The following is an 18,677-nucleotide window of genomic DNA, read 5'->3' as shown; positions in this document are numbered from 1 at the left end:
CTTACCCCAGCAGCGAGATGTCGGCGACACCCAGGAACAGACCGCGCAGGCGGCTGAGCAGGGCGTAACGGTTGGCGCGGACCTTGGCGTCTTCGGCGTTGACCATCACCGCCTCGAAGAAGGCGTCGACCGGATCACGCAGTGCAGCCAGGCGGGCCAGCGACTCGCTGTACTGACGCGCGGCAGCCATCGGCTGCACGGCCTGGTCGGCCTGCTGGATCGCCGAGTACAGGGAGAACTCGTTGGCATTGTCGAAGTACTTCGGCTCGACCTGTTCGGAGATCGCCCCTTCGGCCTTGCTCAGCAGGTTCGACACACGCTTGTTGACCGCGGCCAGGGCCTCGGCTTCAGGCAGCTTGCGGAAGGCCTGTACGGCCTGCACGCGCTGGTCGAAATCCAGTGCCGAACCCGGCTTCAGTGCACGCACCGAGAGGTAGGTGCCGACGTCGATGCCTTCGTCTTCGTAGCGTGCACGCAGGCGGTCGAAGATGAACTCCAGGACCTGCTCGGACAAGCCGGCCGCCTTGATCTTGCTGCCGAACTGGGTGACGGCGAAGCTCACGGCGTCGGTCAGGTCCAGGTCCAGCTGCTTGTCGATCAGGATGCGCAGCACGCCGAGGGCGGCCCGGCGCAAGGCGTACGGGTCTTTGCTGCCGGTCGGCAGCATGCCGATACCGAAGATGCCGACCAGGGTGTCGAGCTTGTCGGCGATCGCCACGGCAGCACCGGTGACGGTCTGCGGCAGCTCAGCGCCAGCACCGCGCGGCATGTACTGCTCGTTCAGGGCCAGGGCGACGTCTTCTGCTTCGCCATCGTTGATGGCGTAGTAGTAGCCGGCGATGCCCTGCATTTCAGGGAACTCGCCGACCATTTCGGTGGCCAGGTCGCATTTCGACAGCAGGCCTGCACGCGCGGCATGCTGGGCGTCGCCGCCGATGCGCGGGGCAATGAACGCGGCCAGCTTGGAAACCCGCTCGGCCTTGTCGTAGACGCTGCCCAGCTGAGCCTGGAAGACCACGTTCTTGAGGCGCTCGTTGAACGTCTCCAGCGGCTGCTTCTTGTCTTGCTTGAAGAAGAACTCGGCGTCGGTCAGGCGCGGACGCACGACCTTCTCGTTGCCCTGGACGATCTGCTGCGGGTCGCGGCTCTCGACGTTGGCCACGGTGATGAAGCGCGGCAGCAGCTTGCCTTCGCTGTCCAGCAGGCAGAAGTACTTCTGGTTGTCCTGCATGGTGGTGATCAGGGCTTCTTGCGGCACGTCGAGGAACCGCTCCTCGAACGAGCACACCAGCGGCACGGGCCACTCGACCAGCGCGGTCACTTCGTCGAGCAGTGCCGGCGGCACGATGGCGCTGCCTTCCTGCTGCATCGCCAGCTCCGCGGTGCGCTTGGCGATCAGCTCGCGGCGCTCGGCGAAGTCAGCCAGCACGTAGGCCTTGCGCAGGTCTTCGACGTAGTTGGCCGGGGCGCTGATCAGGACGTTTTCCGGGTGGTGGAAACGGTGCCCACGCGACTCGCGACCGGCCTGTTGCTTGAGGATGGTGCAGTCGACCACCTGGTCGCCGAGCAGCATCACCAGCCATTGGGTCGGACGCACGAATTCTTCACGGCTGGCCGCCCAGCGCATGCGCTTGGGGATCGGCAGGTCGTTCAGCGAGTCTTCGACGATGGTCGGCAGCAGGCTGGCCGTGGCCTTGCCTGGGATGTGCTGGGAGAAGCGCAGCTTGGCGCCGCTCTGGTCGATCTCGGACAGGTCGACGCCACACTTCTTGGCGAAGCCCAGGGCAGCCTGGGTCGGCTTGCCTTCGGCATCGAACGCCGCTTGTACGGGCGGGCCGTCGACATTGATGCTGCGGTCTGGCTGTTGCACGTCGAGTTGACGGATCAGCACGGCCAGGCGGCGCGGCGCGGCGTACACGCTCTTTGCCGCGTAGTTCAGGCCAGCGGCCTGCAGGCCTTTTTCGATACCGGCCAGAAACGCATCGCCGAGGGTGGCGAGGGCTTTGGGTGGCAGCTCTTCGGTGCCCAGTTCAACCAGGAAATCTTGAGCACTCATTGTGCAGCCTCCAGCTTAGCCAACACTTCGTCACGCAGTTCAGGGGTCGCCATCGGGAAGCCCATGCGGGCTCGGGCTTGCAGGTAGCTCTGGGCCACGTCGCGGGCCAGGGTACGCACACGCAGGATGTAGCGCTGACGCTCGGTCACCGAGATGGCGCGGCGGGCGTCGAGCAGGTTGAAGGTGTGCGACGCCTTCAGGACCATTTCATAGGTCGGCAGCGGCAGGTCGAGCTTGATCAGGCGGTTCGCTTCGCTTTCGTAGAAGTCGAACAGTTCGAACAGCTTGTCGACGTTGGCGTGCTCGAAGTTGTAGGTCGATTGCTCCACTTCGTTCTGGTGGAACACATCGCCATAGGTGACCACGCCGAACGGGCCGTCTGCCCAGACCAGGTCGTATACCGAGTCGACGCCCTGGATGTACATCGCCAGGCGCTCGAGGCCGTAGGTGATCTCACCGGTGACCGGGTAGCACTCGATGCCGCCGACTTGCTGGAAGTAGGTGAACTGGGTCACTTCCATGCCGTTCAGCCAGATTTCCCAGCCCAGACCCCAGGCGCCGAGGGTCGGCGATTCCCAGTTGTCTTCGACGAAGCGAATGTCGTGGACCAGCGGGTCCAGGCCGATCGCCTTCAGCGAGCCCAGGTACAGCTCCTGGAAGTTGGCCGGGTTCGGCTTGAGGACCACCTGGAACTGGTAGTAATGCTGCAGGCGGTTGGGGTTTTCGCCATACCGTCCGTCGGCTGGGCGACGGCTAGGCTGCACGTAGGCGGCGTTCCAGGTTTCTGGGCCGACGGCGCGCAGGAAAGTAGCGGTGTGGAACGTGCCGGCGCCTACTTCCATATCGTAGGGCTGAAGTACCACACAACCTTGCTCCGCCCAGTACTTCTGCAGGGCGAGGATGAGGTCTTGGAAGGTACGCACGGCTGGCGTAGGCTGGCTCACGAAATTCACCTGTATCTGGGGATGCGGATGTAAAGAGCGGGAGTATAACCCGATTCGCCTCGCCCTCTACTCATTGGAGCCTTATGCCACGCTGCTTTTGGTGTTCTGACGATCCGTTGTACCAGGCCTATCACGACCAGGAATGGGGAACACCGCAGCGCGACCCGGCGTTGCTCTTCGAGATGCTTTTGCTCGAAGGGTTCCAGGCCGGCCTGTCGTGGATCACCGTGCTGCGCAAACGTGAGCGGTATCGCGAAGTGATGTACGGCTTCGACCCGGTCCAGCTGGCGCAGATGAGCGACGAACGTATCGAGGAACTGATGCTCGACGCCGGGATCATCCGCAATCGCCTCAAGCTCAATGCCGCCCGGCGCAACGCCAAGGCCTGGCTGGCTGTGGATAACCCGGCCGAATGGCTCTGGTCGTTTGTTGGCGGGACGCCGAAGATCAACCACTTCACCGGGCGCAGCGAGGTGCCAGCGGTGACCGACGAGGCCAAGGCGATGAGCAAGGCCTTGCAGAAAGCCGGCTTCACGTTTGTTGGCCCGACCATCTGCTACGCATTCATGCAGGCCACCGGCATGGTCATGGACCACACCACCGACTGCGATCGCTACGCCGCGTTGCTGCGCTGAGGGGTTACAATGCGCGCCTTGCAGATATAAGGAATCCGCCTGTGGAAAAATTCAAGGGCGCCCTGATGGTCGGGGTGCTACGACTCTTCGCCAAGCTGCCCTGGGGCGCGGTGCAGCGGGTTGGCGCGGGTATCGGCTGGCTCATGTGGAAGGTCCCCAACGGTTCGCGCGACGTGGTCCGGATCAACCTCGCCAAGTGCTTCCCGGAAATGAACCCGGCCGAGCGCGAGCAGTTGGTCGGGCATACCCTGCGCGACATCGGCAAGTCGTTCGTCGAGAGTGCCTGTGCCTGGATCTGGCCGCCGCAGCGTTCGCTGGAGCTGGTCAAGGAAGTGCAAGGCCTGGAGGTGCTCGAACAGGCCCTGGCGTCTGGCAAGGGCGTGGTCGGTATCACCAGCCACCTGGGCAACTGGGAGGTGTTGAACCACTTCTATTGCAGCCAGTGCAAGCCGATCATCTTCTACCGGCCGCCCAAGCTCAAGGCGGTCGACGACCTGTTGCGCGAGCAGCGGGTGCAGATGGGTAACCGCGTGGCGCCTTCGACCAAGGAAGGCATCCTCAGTGTGATCAAGGAAGTGCGCCGGGGTGGCCAGGTGGGGATTCCTGCCGACCCGGAGCCGGCCGAGTCGGCTGGGGTGTTCGTGCCGTTTCTCGGTACCCAGGCGCTGACCAGCAAGTTCGTGCCGAACATGCTGGCCGGTGGCAAGGCGGTGGGGGTGTTCCTGCATGCCCTGCGCCTGCCGGATGGCTCCGGGTTCCGGGTGATCCTGGAAGCCGCGCCAGAAGAGATGTACAGCGACGATGTGACGGTGTCGGCGGCGGCCATGAGCAAGGTGGTCGAGCGCTATGTGCGCGAGTATCCGAGCCAGTACATGTGGAGCATGAAGCGCTTCAAGAAGCGCCCGGCGGGCGAGGCGCGCTGGTACTGAGATTGCCCGGGGCGCTTTGCGCCCCTTTCGCGACACAAGGCCGCTCCCACAAGAACAGCGCCGATTTCGAGGTATGCGCAGTACCTGTGGGAGCGGCCTTGTGTCGCGAAAGGGCTGCGCAGCAGCCCCAGGATTTCAGGAGCTCAGGATTTCTCGGCTTTATCGAGCTTCTTGAGAAACACCGTCATCTCTTTCTCGGCCTGCTTGTCGCCATGCGCCTGCGCCGCGGCAATGCCCTCCTCCCACGCCTTGCGCGCCGCCGCCAGGTCGCCCTGCAGCTGCCAAGCCTTGCCCAGCAGCTTCCACGCCGCCGAGTACTTCGGGTCTTGCTCGATACAACGGGCCAGGTGCACCGCCGCCTCAGCGCCGTTCCCCTCATCCAGCCACGCCTTGCCCAGGCCAAAGCGCAACAGGGCGTTATCCACACCCTTGGCCAGCATCTTTTCCAGCGATTCGCGCATGCGGTGTCTCCTTAGAAGAAGCTCAAGCCCACGTGGAACAACTTCTCCACGTCACGGATATGCTTTTTATCCACAACGAACAGGATCACGTGGTCACCCGTTTCGATCACCGTATCGTCGTGGGCGATCAGCACCTGCTCGTCACGAATGATCGCGCCAATGGTCGTGCCCGGCGGCAAGGCGATGTCTTCGATGGCTTTGCCAATCACCTTGCTCGACTTCGAGTCGCCATGTGCGACCGCTTCGATGGCCTCGGCCGCACCGCGACGCAACGAGTGCACGCTGACGATATCGCCACGCCGCACGTGCGCCAGCAGGGTGCCGATGGTCGCCAGCTGCGGGCTGATGGCGATGTCGATCTCGCCACCCTGGACCAGGTCGACATAGGCCGGGTTGTTGATCAGGGTCATGACCTTGCTCGCACCCAGGCGCTTGGCCAGCAGCGAGGACATGATGTTGGCCTCGTCGTCGTTGGTCAGGGCCAGGAAAATGTCGGCGTCGGCGATGTTCTCTTCGAGCATCAGGTCCTTGTCCGAGGCGCTGCCCTGCAGCACCACGGTGCTTTCCAGGGTGTCCGACAGATACCGGCAGCGGGCGGCGTTCATCTCGATGATCTTCACCTGGTAGCGGCTCTCGATGGCCTCGGCCAGGCGTTCGCCGATCTGCCCGCCACCGGCGATGACCACGCGCTTGTTGGTCTCGTCGATGCGGCGCAGCTCGCCCATCACCGCACGGATGTCCTTTTTCGCGGCGATGAAGAACACCTCGTCATCGGCCTCGATCACCGTGTCGCCCTGCGGCTTGATCGGCCGGTCACGGCGGAAGATCGCCGCCACGCGGGTATCGACATTGGGCATGTGCGCGCGGATCTGGCGCAGCTGCTGGCCGACCAGCGGCCCGCCGTAGTAGGCCTTGACCGCCACCAGCTGGGCCTTGCCGTCGGCGAAGTCGATCACCTGCAGCGCGCCGGGGTGTTCGATCAGGCGCTTGATGTAGTTGGTCACCACCTGCTCGGGGCTGATCAGCACGTCGACCGGGATATGGTCGTTGTGGAACAGCTCTTCACGGGTGAGGTAGGCCGACTCGCGCACCCGGGCAATCTTGGTCGGGGTGTGGAACAGCGAATAGGCGACCTGGCACGCGACCATGTTGGTCTCGTCACTGTTGGTCACCGCCACCAGCATGTCGGCGTCGTCGGCACCGGCCTGGCGCAGCACCGTCGGCAGCGAGCCACGGCCCTGCACGGTGCGGATGTCGAGGCGGTCGCCGAGGTCGCGCAGGCGGTCGCCATCGGTGTCGACCACGGTGATGTCGTTGGCTTCGCTGGCCAGGTGCTCGGCCAGCGTACCGCCGACCTGCCCTGCACCCAGGATGATGATCTTCATCCGCTACTCCTAACCATTGTTCTTATGCGCGCGAGGCGGCGATCTTGATCAGCTTGGCATAGTAGAAGCCGTCGTGGCCGCCTTCCTGGGCCAACAGCTGGCGGCCATGTGGCTGGCGCAGGCCGGCCTCGGTGGCCAGGTCCAGCTCGCGGGCGCCGGGGGTGCGGGCCAGGAACGCCTCGATCACTTCGGTGTTCTCCGTCGGCAGGCTCGAGCAGGTGGCGTACAGCAGCATGCCGCCGACTTCGAGGGTCGGCCACAGCGCATCGAGCAGCTCGCCCTGCAGCGCCGCGAGGGCCGGGATGTCGTCGGCCTGGCGGGTCAGCTTGATGTCCGGATGACGGCGGATAACGCCGGTGGCCGAGCACGGTGCGTCGAGCAGGATCCGCTGGAACGGCTTGCCGTCCCACCAGGTGGCGGTTTCGCGGGCATCACAGGCGATCAGCTTGGCGTCCAGCTGCAGCCGGTCGAGGTTCTCCCGCACGCGGGTCAGGCGCTTGGCTTCGAGGTCGATGGCGACCACTTCAGCCAGGCCTTGTTCGGCTTCGAGCAGGTGGCAGGTCTTGCCGCCCGGCGCGCAGCAGGCGTCGAGCACGCGCTGGCCAGGGGTCAGTTCGAGGAGGTCGGCGGCCAATTGCGCGGCCTCGTCCTGGACGCTCACCCAGCCTTCGGCAAACCCCGGCAGGCCACGCACGTCGCAGGCGGCCTCGAGGACGATACCGTCGCGGCTGTACTGGCAGGCGCTGGCGCCGATGCCGGCCTCGGCCAGCAGCGCAAGATACGCATCGCGGCTGTGATGGCGGCGGTTGACCCGCAGGATCATCGGCGGGTGGGCATTGTTGGCGGCGCAGATCGCCTCCCACTGCTCCGGCCAGAACGCCTTGAGCGACTTCTGCAGCCAGCGCGGATGGGCGGTGCGCACCACCGGGTCGCGCTCCATGCCGGCGAGGATTGCTTCACCCTCGCGCTGGGCGCGGCGCAGCACGGCGTTGAGCAGCGCCTTGGCCCAGGGCTTTTTCAGCTTGTCGGCGCAACCGACGGTCTCGCCGATGGCGGCATGCGCCGGCACGCGGGTGTAGAACAATTGGTACAGGCCGACCAGCAGCAGCGCCTGCACATCGCTGTCAGCCGCCTTGAACGGCTTTTGCAGCAGCTGCGCGGCGAGCAGCTCCAGGCGCGGCTGCCAGCGGGCGGTGCCGAAGGCCAGGTCCTGGGTCAGGCCACGGTCGCGTTCGTCGACCTTGTCCAGTTGGGTGGGCAACGAACTGTTCAGCGACGCCTTGCCGCTGAGCACGGCGGCAAGGGCACGGGCGGCAGCCAGACGCGGGTTCATTGGCCGAGTACCTTGCCGTGGGCGAACTTCTCGCGGCGGCTGTTGAACAGGTCGCTGAAGTTCAGCGCCTTGCCCCCGGGCAGTTGCAGGCGGGTCAGGCTCAGCGCCTGGTCACCGCAGGCGACGACCAGGCCGTCCTTGCTGGCGCTGAGGATCTCGCCCGGCGCGCCGTTGCCTGTGGACAACGTCGCGGCCAGTACCTTGACGCTCTCGCCGTCGAGGGTGCTGTGGCACACCGGCCACGGGTTGAAGGCGCGCACCAGGCGCTCCAGTTCAACCGCCGGGCGGCTCCAGTCGATGCGCGCCTCGTCCTTGTTCAGCTTGTGCGCGTAGGTGGCCAGTGCGTCGTCCTGCACTTCACCTTGCAGGCTGCCATCGGCCAGGCCGGCGATGGCCTGCAGCACGGCGGGCGGGCCCAGTTCGGCGAGGCGATCGTGCAGGCTGCCGCCGGTGTCTTCGGCGCTGATCGGGGTGACGACCTTGAGCAGCATCGGCCCGGTGTCCAGGCCGGCTTCCATGCGCATCACGGTCACGCCGCTCTCGGCGTCGCCGGCTTGCACGGCGCGCTGGATCGGCGCCGCACCGCGCCAGCGTGGCAGCAGCGAGGCGTGGCTGTTGATGCAGCCCAGGCGCGGGATATCCAGCACCACCTGCGGCAGGATCAGGCCATAGGCGACCACCACCATCAGGTCCGGCGCCAGCGCGGCCAGTTCAGCCTGGGCCTCGGCGTTGCGCAGGGTTGGCGGCTGCAACACCGGGATGTCATGGGCCACGGCCAGTTGCTTGACCGGGCTCGGCATGAGCTTTTGCCCACGACCCGCCGGGCGATCCGGCTGGGTGTACACGGCCACCACTTCATAGGGGCTGTCGAGCAGGGCTTTGAGGTGTTCGGCGGCAAACTCTGGGGTGCCCGCGAAGACGATGCGCATGGAGTTCTCGCTGTGCAAAAGAAAAAGGCTTGCCGCAGCAAGCCTTCTGGAAGGAGGGGATCAGGCTTGCTGGCGGTGCTGTTTTTCCAGCTTCTTCTTGATCCGGTCACGTTTGAGCTGCGACAGGTAGTCGACGAACAGCTTGCCGTTGAGGTGATCGAGTTCGTGCTGGACGCACACCGCGAGCAGGCCTTCGGCCTCCAGCTCGTAAGGCTTGCCATCGCGGTCGAGGGCCTTGACCCGGATCCGCAGCGGGCGGTCGACGTTCTCGTAGAAGCCGGGTACCGACAGGCAGCCTTCCTGGTACTGGCCCATGTCGTGGGTCAGTTCTTCGACCTCGGGGTTGATGAACACCCGTGGCTCGCTGCGATCTTCGCTCAGGTCCATCACCACCAGGCGCAGGTGCACGTTGACCTGGGTCGCGGCCAGGCCGATGCCAGGGGCTTCGTACATGGTTTCAAACATGTCGTCGATCAGCTGGCGCAGGGCGTCATCAAACACCGTCACCGGTTTGGCGAGGGTGCGCAGGCGCGGGTCAGGGAATTCGAGGATGTTCAAAATAGCCATAGGGGTCAGGCAGTCACTGTGCGGTCGGTTGAAAACTGAACACACATAATAAAGGGAAAAGGATCGTTCGGCACCTGGCAAAGCTCGGCTAGGGTGTTAAAGCACGCCTTATAGCCCATTCGACTGACAGGTTGTCAAAGTATTATCAACACAGTTATCCACAGGTTGTGCCAGCTGGATGACCCTCTGTCGATCAAGGATGATCTGCCATGTCCCTGCACCATTCGTCTACTTGTCCGCCTGCGGAACTGGAGGCGCGGTTGCGTCTGCACCGGCTTCCCGAGGTGGGTCTGCGGCGCTTCATGACGTTGATCGAAGCCTTCGGCAGTGCCTCCTCCGCGCTCAGTGCTCCGGCCGCTGCTTGGCGTAGCTTGGGCGTGCCAGCAGCCTCCTGTGACGCACGACGCTGCCCCGAGATCCGCGACGGCGCGAGTGCCGCAATGGCCTGGCTAGAGCGTTCGGGCCAGCATTTACTGATGTGGGACCAGCCAGGGTATCCAGCGCTGCTGGCTGAAATCGACGATGCGCCACCGCTGTTGTTCGTCGCCGGCAACCCTGACTTGCTGGACACACCGCAGCTGGCCATCGTCGGCAGCCGTCGAGCTTCGCCCCCGGCGCTGGATAACGCCGCGGCATTTTCCCGCTGCTTGTCCCAGGCGGGATTCACCATCACCAGCGGCTTGGCGCTGGGCATCGATGGTGCCGCTCATCGGGCCGCGTTGGACGCGGGAGGGGGCACGATTGGCGTGCTTGGCACGGGTCTTGAAAAACTTTATCCACAGCGCCACCGCGGCCTCGCGCAAGCGATGATCGAGTGCAGTAGCGCGGTGGTTTCCGAGTTCCCGCTGGACGCCGGGCCACTGCCCGCCAACTTCCCCCGGCGCAACAGGATCATCAGCGGCCTGTCGCTCGGCGTGCTGGTGGTAGAAGCCAGCCTGGCCAGTGGCTCGTTGATCAGCGCGCGTTTGGCCGCCGAGCAAGGGCGCGAGGTGTATGCCCTGCCCGGTTCCATCCATCATCCTGGGGCCAAGGGCTGTCACCAGCTGATCCGCGACGGCGCGTTGCTGGTCGAGAGCGTGGAGCAGATCATCGACAGCCTGCGCGGTTGGCAAAACCTGCCGCCCGCGCCTGTCGAGCGCTCTGCCCATCCCCTGCTCGCCCTGCTGCACGCCGCACCGCAGACCAGCGAAGGTCTGGCGCGCAGCAGTGGCCAGGGGTTGGCGCAGGTATTGGCCAGCCTGACCGAGTTGGAGCTCGAAGGGCGGGTGACCAATGAAGCCGGGCGTTGGTTTGCGCGGTCGGGCTAAGTAAACTGCGCATCAGCCCTTATGCGGAGAGACAGCAATGGTGAGCAGTTGGCGTGTGCAGCAAGCCGCACGTGAGATTCGGGCGGGCGCGGTGATTGCCTATCCAACGGAAGCGGTCTGGGGCCTGGGCTGCGACCCGTGGAACGAAGACGCGGTGTATCGCCTGCTGGCGCTTAAGTCGCGCCCTGTGGATAAAGGGCTGATTCTGGTTGCCGACACAATTCATCAGTTCGACTTCCTGTTCGAGGACTTCCCCGAAGACTGGATCCAGCGCATGAGCAGCACCTGGCCTGGGCCGAACACCTGGTTGGTGCCGCATCAGGGCCTGTTGCCGGAGTGGGTGACCGGGCAGCACGACACCGTGGCGTTGCGGGTAAGTGATCATCCCCAAGTGCGTGAATTGTGTGCGTTGGTGGGCCCGTTGATTTCGACCTCGGCCAACCCGGGCGGGCGTCCGGCGGCGAAGAGCCGGTTGCGCGTGGAGCAGTACTTCCGCGGGCAGTTGGACCTGGTGCTCGGTGGGATGCTGGGTGGGCGGAAGAACCCGAGTGTGATTCGCGACCTGGCGACAGGTGAGGTCGTTCGGGCGGGGTGAGGCCTGGCGCTTTGCACAGGGTTTTGGCTAAACCACCTGACCCTGTGGGAGCGGGTTTACCCGCGAAGAGGCCGGCAGCAGCACCCTCTGTGTAGGGCGAGGGCTTCGCCCTCGTTCGCGGGTGAACCCGCTCCCACAGGGATCTTTGGCGTCCTTTGAGGCGGCGTGCGTTAGAAGTGCATCAAAGCCGCTAGGTGCATGCCTTGGCGCTTCTGGCGCCCTCAAGATCGAGCGCGCCAGAACGGTCAAGGCCTGCGCCTGGCAGCCCTGACGCGGTCTAAAGCCAACTTACTACGGCCCCATCCGCCCTCAAGGCAACAACACCGTAGACCCCACCGTCCGCCGCGCCGACAGCTCGGTCTGCGCCTTGGCCGCGTCACTCAGCGGATAGCGCTGCTGGATATCCACCGTCAGCTTGCCGCTGGCGATCATGGCAAACAGGTCATCCGCCATCGCCTGGGTGTTCTCGGCATTGTTGGCATAGCTGGCCAAGGTCGGCCGGGTCACATACAGCGATCCCTTCTGCGCCAGGATCCCCAGGTTGACCCCACTCACCGCACCAGACGCATTGCCGAAGCTCACCATCAACCCACGCGGTTGCAGGCAATCCAACGACGTCAGCCAGGTATCAGCCCCGACCCCGTCATACACCACCGGCACCTTCTTGCCGTCGGTCAGCTCAAGCACGCGCTTGGCGACATCCTCACGGCTGTAGTCGATGGTCTCCCAGGCACCCAGCGCCTTGGCCCGCTCGGCCTTCTCGGCAGAACTGACCGTGCCGATCACCTTGGCACCCAAGGCGGCCGCCCACTGGCAAGCCAATGACCCGACCCCGCCAGCGGCAGCGTGGAACAGGATGGTATCGCCCGGCTGCACGGCGTAGGTCTGCTTGAGCAGGTACTGCACGGTCAAACCCTTGAGCATCACCGCCGCCGCCTGCTCGAAGCTGATGCTGTCAGGCAGCTTGACCAGGTTGGCCTCCGGCAAGGTGTGCACCTCGCTGTACGCGCCCAACGGCCCGCCGCCATAAGCCACACGGTCGCCGACCTTGAGCCGGGTGACGCCCTCGCCCACCGCCTCGACCACGCCGGCGCCTTCAGTCCCCAGGCCCGAGGGCAGCGAAGGCGGCGCATACAGGCCGCTACGGAAATAGGTGTCGATGAAGTTCAGGCCGATCGCCTGGTTACGCACACGCACGTGCTGCGGGCCGGGTGGGGCTGGGTCGAACTCGACCAGTTGCAACACTTCAGGGCCGCCATGCTGGCTGAACTGGATACGCTGGGCCATCTCGCACTCCTTTGGTCGGGGTTGAAGCAGGCCCTCTATCGGACGCCTTTGCTTGATCGCCGTCAACTGCGGCGGGCCAGTTGCCGGTGGTATGCTACGCGGCGAATTCTTCCCCTGCCCCTCCCAGGTGACCCGATGACCAGCCGCACCGAGGCCGTGAAAGCCTACCTGCTCGACCTGCAAGACCGCATCTGCTCTGCCCTTGAGGCCGAAGACGGCGGCGCCCGCTTCGTCGAGGACGCCTGGGTGCGCGAAGCCGGCGGCGGTGGGCGCACGCGGGTGATCGGCGACGGCACGTTGATTGAAAAAGGCGGGGTGAACTTCTCCCACGTGTTCGGCAGCGGCCTGCCGCCGTCGGCCAGCGCTCACCGGCCCGAGCTGGCCGGGCGCGGTTTCGAGGCCCTCGGCGTGTCGCTGGTGATCCACCCGCACAACCCGCATGTGCCGACCTCGCACGCCAACGTGCGCTTCTTCATCGCCGAAAAAGAAGGCGAGGAAGCGGTCTGGTGGTTCGGCGGCGGCTTCGACCTGACCCCCTACTACGGCAACGAAGAAGACTGCGTGCACTGGCACCGGGTGGCCGAGCAGGCCTGCGCGCCGTTCGGCGCCGACGTCTACCCGCGCTACAAGGCCTGGTGCGACCGCTATTTCCACATCAAGCACCGCGGCGAGCCGCGCGGTATTGGCGGGTTGTTCTTCGATGATCTGAACGAGTGGGACTTCGACACCTGCTTCGCCTTTATCCGCGCCATCGGCGATGCCTACATCGAGGCTTACCTGCCGATCGTCCAGCGCCGCAAGGCCACGGCCTATACCGCTGAGCAGCGCGAGTTCCAGGAGTACCGTCGCGGGCGGTATGTTGAGTTCAACCTGGTGTACGACCGCGGCACCCTGTTCGGCCTGCAGTCTGGCGGGCGTACCGAGTCGATCCTCATGTCGCTGCCGCCGCAGGTACGCTGGGGTTACGACTGGAAAGCCGCGCCGGGCAGCGAAGAAGCGCGCCTGACCGACTATTACCTGCAAGACCGCGACTGGCTCGGCCAGTGAGCCCTGTGGATAACCGAGGAGTTCCCATGGACCAGTACGTCGTTTTCGGCAACCCGATCGGCCACAGCAAGTCGCCGTTGATCCACCGCCTGTTCGCTGATCAGACCGGACAGGACATTGAATACAACACCCTGCTGGCGCCGCTGGATGACTTCAGTGACTGCGCCCGCGGCTTCTTCAAGCAGGGCAGCGGCGGCAACGTCACCGTGCCCTTCAAGGAAGAGGCCTATCGCCTGTGCGACAGCCTGACCGCCCGGGCCCAGCGTGCTGGCGCGGTGAACACCCTGACCCGGCTGGAGGACGGCACGCTGCGCGGTGATAACACCGACGGTGCCGGCCTGGTGCGTGATCTGACGGTGAATGCCGGGGTCGAGCTCAGTGGCAAGCGCATCCTCATCCTGGGTGCCGGCGGCGCGGTGCGTGGCGTGTTGCAGCCGATCCTGGCGCACAACCCGCAGTCGCTGGTGATCGCCAACCGTACGGTGGAAAAGGCCGAGCAGCTGGCGCAGGAGTTCGATGAGCTGGGGCCGGTGGTCGCCAGTGGTTTTGCCTGGTTGCAGGAGCCGGTGGACCTGATCATCAACGCCACCTCGGCGAGCCTGGCCGGCGAGATGCCGCCGATTGCCGACAGCCTGGTCGAGGCGGGGCGCACGGTGTGCTACGACATGATGTACGGCAAGGAGCCGACGCCGTTCTGCCAGTGGGCCAGCCGGTTAGGCGCCGCGCAGGTGCTGGATGGGTTGGGGATGCTGGCGGAGCAGGCGGCTGAGGCGTTCTTCCTCTGGCGCGGGGTTCGGCCAGAGACCGGGCCGGTGCTCGACGAGCTGCGGCGGCAGTTGGCGCGCGGCTGACGTTGAGATGTTGGGGCTGCTTTGCAGCCCTTCGCAGGCAAGCCAGCGCCTACAGGTTGCGCGCAGGCCTCAGGGTTTGCAGAGAACCGTGTAGGAGCTGGCTTGCCTGCGAAGGGTCGCAACGCGGCCCCAGAGATCTCAATCCTCAAAGCGGATCGGGCATCGCTCAACCCCTTCCAGCTTCTGCAATTCCTCGACCACCTGTGGCCGCGCCCGCTGCAGGGTCAGGCTCCCCCCATTGCGCCCCAACCGCCGCGCCTCGCGGTGCAGCATGTCGACCCCCGAGTAATCGATGAAGTTGACCTGCCGCGCATCGATCACCACATGCGGCCCCTGACAACGCTGCAACCTCACCTGCAGGTAATGCGCCGCGCCAAAGAAGATCGACCCACCCACGCGCAGCACATCCGCCTCACCTTCCCGGCTCTGTTGCACCCGTGGTCGCGAAGTGCGCTTGAGGTAGAAGAACAGCGACGCCAGCACCCCGGCATAGATGGCCGTCTGCAACTCCAGCAGCAGCGTCGCTGCAGCGGTGAGTGCCATCACCAGGAACTCCGCCCGGCTGACCCGGAACAGCGCACGAATGCCCCGGTGGTCCACCAACCCCCAACAGATCAGCAGGATGCTCCCCGCCATCGCCGGGATAGGCAGGTGGGCGATTAGCCCGGCGCCGGTCACCGCGAACAACGCCACCCACAGCGCGGAGAACACGCCAGCCATTGGCGAGCGCGCGCCCGCTTCGTAGCTCAGGCCCGAGCGGGTGAATGAGCCAGAAGAGAGATACCCCGAAAACCAAGCCCCGACCATGTTCGACAGGCCTTGGGCGCGGATCTCCTGGTCGGCGTCGATCAATTGCTCGGAGCGCGACGACAGCGAGCGGGCGATCGACAGGCTGGTGACCAGGCCGAGCATGCCTACCGCCACCGCGCTGGGCAGCAGCCGCAGGATCACTTCCAGGTCGAGCAGCGGCAGCGGGCTCAGCGGCGGCAGTTGGCCGGTGAAGGCCGGCACCCGCGGAACATGAGCGAACCAGCCCGGCAGCGCCCAGGCGACCACGCTGACCACCACGAGACTTATCAACAGGCTGGGCCAGCGTGGGCGCCAGAGCTTGAAGGTGACGCCAATCAGCAACGTCGCCACGCCGAGCAGCAGCGACGGCCCATCGACGTCGCCGGCATGGCTGAGCAGTTCCTGCAGGCTCTTCAACGCGGTGGCTTGGCTCGGCAGGTCCATGCCGAGCAGGTTGGGCAGTTGCCCGAGGGCAATGACGATGGCCGCGCCGAGGGTAAAGCCGAGCACCACCGAGTGGGAGACGAAGTTGACCAGCGCGCCGAAGCGGATCAGCCCGAGCAGCAGCTGGAACACACCGCCAAGAAAGGTCAGCAGCAGGATCAGGGTCACATAGTCGTCGCTGCCGCTGACGGCCAGTGGGCTGACGCTGGCGTAGAGAACGATGGAGATGGCGGCGGTGGGGCCGCAGATCAGGTGCCACGAGGAGCCCCAGAGGCAAGCGATCAGCACTGGCACGATGGCCGCGTAGAGACCGTACTCGGCGGGCAGGCCGGCGATCAGGGCGTAGGCGATGGATTGAGGCAGGGCAAGGATGGCGCCGCTGAGGCCGACCAGCAGGTCCTGGCGCAGGCTGCGGCGGGTTTGCCGTGGCAGCCAGGCGAGGAAGGGCAGCAGGTGGGTTAGGCGGGGCATGCGGGATCTCGATTGTCCTTGAGCTGCGTAATCATAGGCACAAGTCGGACCCTGTAGGAGCGGGCTTGCCCGCGAACACGGGCGATGCCCGTGCCATCCACCGCGGTGTACTTTTCGCGGGCAAGCCCGCTCCCACAGGGTTCATTGGTGTCTTTGCGTATTGTGTCAGAGCTTGGCTTTGACGGCTTCGGTGGCATCCCCGCCATCTTTGGCGTTCACCCCAGCCAACCAGCTGTCCAAGCGCTCCGGATGCGCTTTGACCCACGCCTTGGCCGCCGCATCGAAGCTCACTTTGTTATCCACAACCTCGGCCATGATGCTGTTTTCCATGTCCAGGTCGAAATTCAGGTTGCCCAGCAGCTTCGCCGCATTCGGGCAGGCCTGTGGATAACCCTTTCGTACCAGGGTGAACACCTCGCCCTTGCTGCCAAACCACTGCTCGCCGCCCGTGAGGTAATGCATCTTCAACTTCACGTTCATCGGGTGCGGGGTCCAGCCGAGAAAGGTGATGAACTGGTTTTTCTTCACCGCCCGGTCCACTTGCGCCAGCATCGCCTGCTCACTGGACTCGACCAGCTTCCATTTGCCCAGGTCGAACTGGTTTTTATCGATGATCTCCTTCAACGACAGGTTGGCCGGCGCGCCGGAGCCGATCCCGTACAGCTTGTTGTCGAACTGCGCGGCGTGCTTCTGCAGGTCGGCAAAGTCCTTCACACCGGCATTCCACACATAATCCGGCACCGCCAGGGTGAACTCGGTGCCTTGCAGGTTGCGGCTGAGCTGCTGGACGTCGCCATTGGCGACGAACTTGTCATGGAAGCCCTGATGCGCGGGCATCCAGTTGCCGAGAAACGCATCGACCCGGCCATCCTTGAGGCCGCCATAGATGATCGGCACCGCCAGGCTGTCGATCTTCACCTGGTAACCCAGGCTTTCCAGCAACAGGCGGGCGACGGCGTTGGTGGAGGCGATGTCGCTCCAGCCCGGGTCGGCCAGCTTCACCGTGCTGCACTGCGCGTCGCTGTCGGCATTGGCTGCGACGGCGCCCAGGCTCAGGGCCAGGCTGATCACGGCGGTGGATAACTTGTTCATGGCGGCCTCTTTCAATCGATAGGTGCGGGCTGTGGATAACGTGCCTTGCGCTCGAGGTCGTCGAGATCGATGTGATTGCGCATGTACTGTTGGCTGGCGTCCACCCAGGGTTGGTGGTCCCAGCTCTTCAGCCTGCCGATGGCCAGGGCCTCGGCCACCAGGCGGCGGCGCCGTTGGCTGGCCAGTACCTGCTGGCGCAGGCTGGGGATATCCCAACGCTGGCGGGCTTCATCGGCAAATGCCTGCAGCAGCGCCTGGTGATCCGGGCTGCTGGTGAGGTTCTCCCGTTCGTGCGGGTCGCGGCTCAGGTCATAGAGTAGCCATGGGTCATCTTCGCTGTACACGAACTTGTAGGCGCCGCGGCGGATCATCATCAGCGGGCCGACGGTGCCTTCGGCCATGTATTCGCCGATCACTTCGTCGTGTCCGCCCTGCCCTTGCAGATGGCCCAGCAGCGAACGGCCGTCGAGGTGCAGGTCGGCTTCGAGCGTGCCGCCGGCCAGCTCGACCAGGGTCGGCAACAGGTCGCAGGTGGACACCGCCGCGCCCACCCGGCCCGCCGCGAAGCGCTTGGGCGCATGCACCAGCAGCGGCACCCGCGCCGCCATCTCGAACCAGTGCATCTTGTACCAGAGCCCGCGTTCGCCAAGCATGTCGCCGTGGTCGCCGGAGAACACGATCAGGGTGTCGTCAGCCAGGCCGCATTCGTCCAGGGTCTGCAGCAGCTTGCCGATGTTGTCGTCGATGTAGCTGCAGGCGCCGAAGTAGGCGCGGCGCGCGTCGCGGACTTTATCCACAGGCAGCGGTTTGTCCCACAGGTCGTAGACCTTGAGCAGGCGTTGCGCATGCGGGTCCTGTTGGTGCTGCTCGAGCACGTCGCGCGGCAGCGGGATATCCACAGCCTCGTAGAGATCCCAGTAGTGCTTGGGGATGGTGTAGGGGTCGTGCGGGTGGGTCATCGACACGGTCAGGCAGAAGGGTTTGTCATCACCTTCGCGGACATGGTCGTAGAGGTACTGGCGGGCCTTGAACACCACTTCTTCGTCGAAATCCAGCTGGTTGGTGCGCACGCAGGGTCCGGCCTGCAACACCGAGGACATGTTGTGGTACCAGCTTGGCCGCTGCTCAGGCGCGTCCCAGTTGACCGCCCAGCCGTAGTCGGCCGGGTAGATGTCGCTGGTCAGGCGCTCTTCGTAGCCGTGCAGCTGGTCCGGGCCGCAGAAGTGCATCTTGCCTGACAGCGCGGTGCGGTAGCCGAGGCGCCGCAGGTAATGGGCATAGGTGGGGATGTCGGCCGGGAAGTCGGCGGCGTTGTCGTAGGCGCCGATGCGGCTGGGCAACTGACCGCTGACCAGGGTGAAGCGCGAAGGCGCGCACAGCGGGCTGTTGCAGTAGGCCGCGTCGAACACCACGGCCTGCTCGGCCAGGCGGCTGAGGTGGGGCATCTTGATCGGTGAAGGGGCGTAGATCGGCAGCATCGGCGCGGCCATCTGGTCGGCCATGATGAACAGGATGTTCGGTCGTTTCATGCTGGCTTCCATCGTCAAAGGTTATG

General features: G+C 65.1%; 17 protein-coding genes. 6 read left to right on the top strand and 11 right to left on the bottom strand.

All coding sequences use genetic code 11. From position 1 onward, the window contains the following. Position 1 precedes the first annotated feature (1 nt). Positions 2-2,056 (bottom strand): glycine--tRNA ligase subunit beta, encoded by a 2,055-nt coding sequence (gene glyS / locus CCOS865_RS00605; RefSeq protein ID WP_119137064.1) that lies wholly within the window; start codon positions 2,054-2,056, stop codon positions 2-4. Next, positions 2,053-3,000 (bottom strand): glycine--tRNA ligase subunit alpha, encoded by a 948-nt coding sequence (gene glyQ / locus CCOS865_RS00600; protein WP_119137063.1) that lies wholly within the window; start codon positions 2,998-3,000, stop codon positions 2,053-2,055. Before glyQ ends, glyS begins: the two co-directional genes overlap by 4 nt. Before the next feature lie 83 nt (positions 3,001-3,083). Here glyQ and CCOS865_RS00595 point away from each other — a divergent pair, with 83 nt between their 5' ends. Beyond that, positions 3,084-3,635, top strand: a complete 552-nt coding sequence (locus CCOS865_RS00595; protein WP_119137062.1) for a DNA-3-methyladenine glycosylase I — start codon at positions 3,084-3,086, stop codon at positions 3,633-3,635. A 41-nt stretch (positions 3,636-3,676) separates the two neighbouring features. Further along, entirely contained in the window at positions 3,677-4,564 is an 888-nt protein-coding gene (locus CCOS865_RS00590; protein ID WP_119137061.1) for a lysophospholipid acyltransferase, read from the top strand. A gap of 143 nt (positions 4,565-4,707) precedes the next feature. On the opposite strand, the gene CCOS865_RS00585 is transcribed toward CCOS865_RS00590, so the two are convergent. Genes CCOS865_RS00585 through def form a run of 5 tightly spaced genes read right to left on the bottom strand, consistent with a single transcriptional unit; the run spans position 4,708 to position 9,239 of the window. After that, complete coding sequence (locus CCOS865_RS00585) at positions 4,708-5,025, bottom strand: tetratricopeptide repeat protein (RefSeq protein ID WP_119137060.1); 318 nt, start codon at positions 5,023-5,025, stop codon at positions 4,708-4,710. 11 nt (positions 5,026-5,036) lie between these two features. Continuing rightward, positions 5,037-6,410, bottom strand: coding sequence for a Trk system potassium transporter TrkA (gene trkA / locus CCOS865_RS00580; protein ID WP_119137059.1), 1,374 nt, complete (start codon positions 6,408-6,410; stop codon positions 5,037-5,039). 22 nt (positions 6,411-6,432) lie between these two features. Then, positions 6,433-7,743: a 16S rRNA (cytosine(967)-C(5))-methyltransferase RsmB gene (gene rsmB, locus CCOS865_RS00575; protein WP_119137058.1), complete on the bottom strand. Its 1,311-nt coding sequence runs from the start codon at positions 7,741-7,743 to the stop codon at positions 6,433-6,435. Beyond that, a complete protein-coding gene (gene fmt / locus CCOS865_RS00570; protein WP_119137057.1) occupies positions 7,740-8,672 on the bottom strand; it encodes a methionyl-tRNA formyltransferase in 933 nt (310 codons plus the stop codon). The genes rsmB and fmt overlap by 4 nt, the downstream gene beginning before the upstream one ends. Positions 8,673-8,732: 60 nt before the next feature. Beyond that, on the bottom strand, positions 8,733-9,239 hold the full coding sequence (def, locus tag CCOS865_RS00565; RefSeq protein ID WP_119137056.1) for a peptide deformylase: 507 nt from the start codon (positions 9,237-9,239) through the stop codon (positions 8,733-8,735). 209 nt (positions 9,240-9,448) lie between these two features. On the opposite strand from def, the gene dprA reads away from it, so the two are divergent. After that, positions 9,449-10,546 carry a DNA-processing protein DprA gene (dprA, locus tag CCOS865_RS00560; RefSeq protein ID WP_119137055.1) on the top strand — a complete coding sequence of 366 codons (1,098 nt, stop codon included), beginning with the start codon at positions 9,449-9,451 and terminating at the stop codon, positions 10,544-10,546. 37 nt (positions 10,547-10,583) lie between these two features. Next, positions 10,584-11,141: an L-threonylcarbamoyladenylate synthase type 1 TsaC gene (gene tsaC / locus CCOS865_RS00555; protein WP_119137054.1), complete on the top strand. Its 558-nt coding sequence runs from the start codon at positions 10,584-10,586 to the stop codon at positions 11,139-11,141. Between the two features lie 309 nt (positions 11,142-11,450). On the opposite strand, the gene CCOS865_RS00550 is transcribed toward tsaC, so the two are convergent. Next, entirely contained in the window at positions 11,451-12,428 is a 978-nt protein-coding gene (locus tag CCOS865_RS00550; RefSeq protein ID WP_119137053.1) for an NADPH:quinone reductase, read from the bottom strand. A 135-nt stretch (positions 12,429-12,563) separates the two neighbouring features. Here CCOS865_RS00550 and hemF point away from each other — a divergent pair, with 135 nt between their 5' ends. After that, positions 12,564-13,475 (top strand): oxygen-dependent coproporphyrinogen oxidase, encoded by a 912-nt coding sequence (hemF, locus tag CCOS865_RS00545; RefSeq protein WP_119137052.1) that lies wholly within the window; start codon positions 12,564-12,566, stop codon positions 13,473-13,475. A 26-nt stretch (positions 13,476-13,501) separates the two neighbouring features. Beyond that, entirely contained in the window at positions 13,502-14,326 is an 825-nt protein-coding gene (gene aroE, locus CCOS865_RS00540; RefSeq protein WP_119137051.1) for a shikimate dehydrogenase, read from the top strand. Positions 14,327-14,464: 138 nt separating this feature from the next. Here aroE and CCOS865_RS00535 read toward each other — a convergent pair whose 3' ends face one another. From CCOS865_RS00535 to betC, 3 genes are all read right to left on the bottom strand, one after another. Continuing rightward, positions 14,465-16,030 carry a SulP family inorganic anion transporter gene (locus tag CCOS865_RS00535; RefSeq protein WP_119137050.1) on the bottom strand — a complete coding sequence of 522 codons (1,566 nt, stop codon included), beginning with the start codon at positions 16,028-16,030 and terminating at the stop codon, positions 14,465-14,467. 165 nt (positions 16,031-16,195) lie between these two features. Beyond that, on the bottom strand, positions 16,196-17,122 hold the full coding sequence (choX, locus tag CCOS865_RS00525) for a choline ABC transporter substrate-binding protein (RefSeq protein ID WP_119137049.1): 927 nt from the start codon (positions 17,120-17,122) through the stop codon (positions 16,196-16,198). An 11-nt stretch (positions 17,123-17,133) separates the two neighbouring features. Next, on the bottom strand, positions 17,134-18,651 hold the full coding sequence (betC, locus tag CCOS865_RS00520; protein WP_119137048.1) for a choline-sulfatase: 1,518 nt from the start codon (positions 18,649-18,651) through the stop codon (positions 17,134-17,136). Between the last annotated feature and the right edge of the window lie 26 nt (positions 18,652-18,677).

This window comes from Pseudomonas reidholzensis (assembly GCF_900536025.1).
GTDB lineage: Bacteria > Pseudomonadota > Gammaproteobacteria > Pseudomonadales > Pseudomonadaceae > Aquipseudomonas > Aquipseudomonas reidholzensis.
This window is presented reverse-complemented; position numbering and strand designations above follow the sequence as displayed.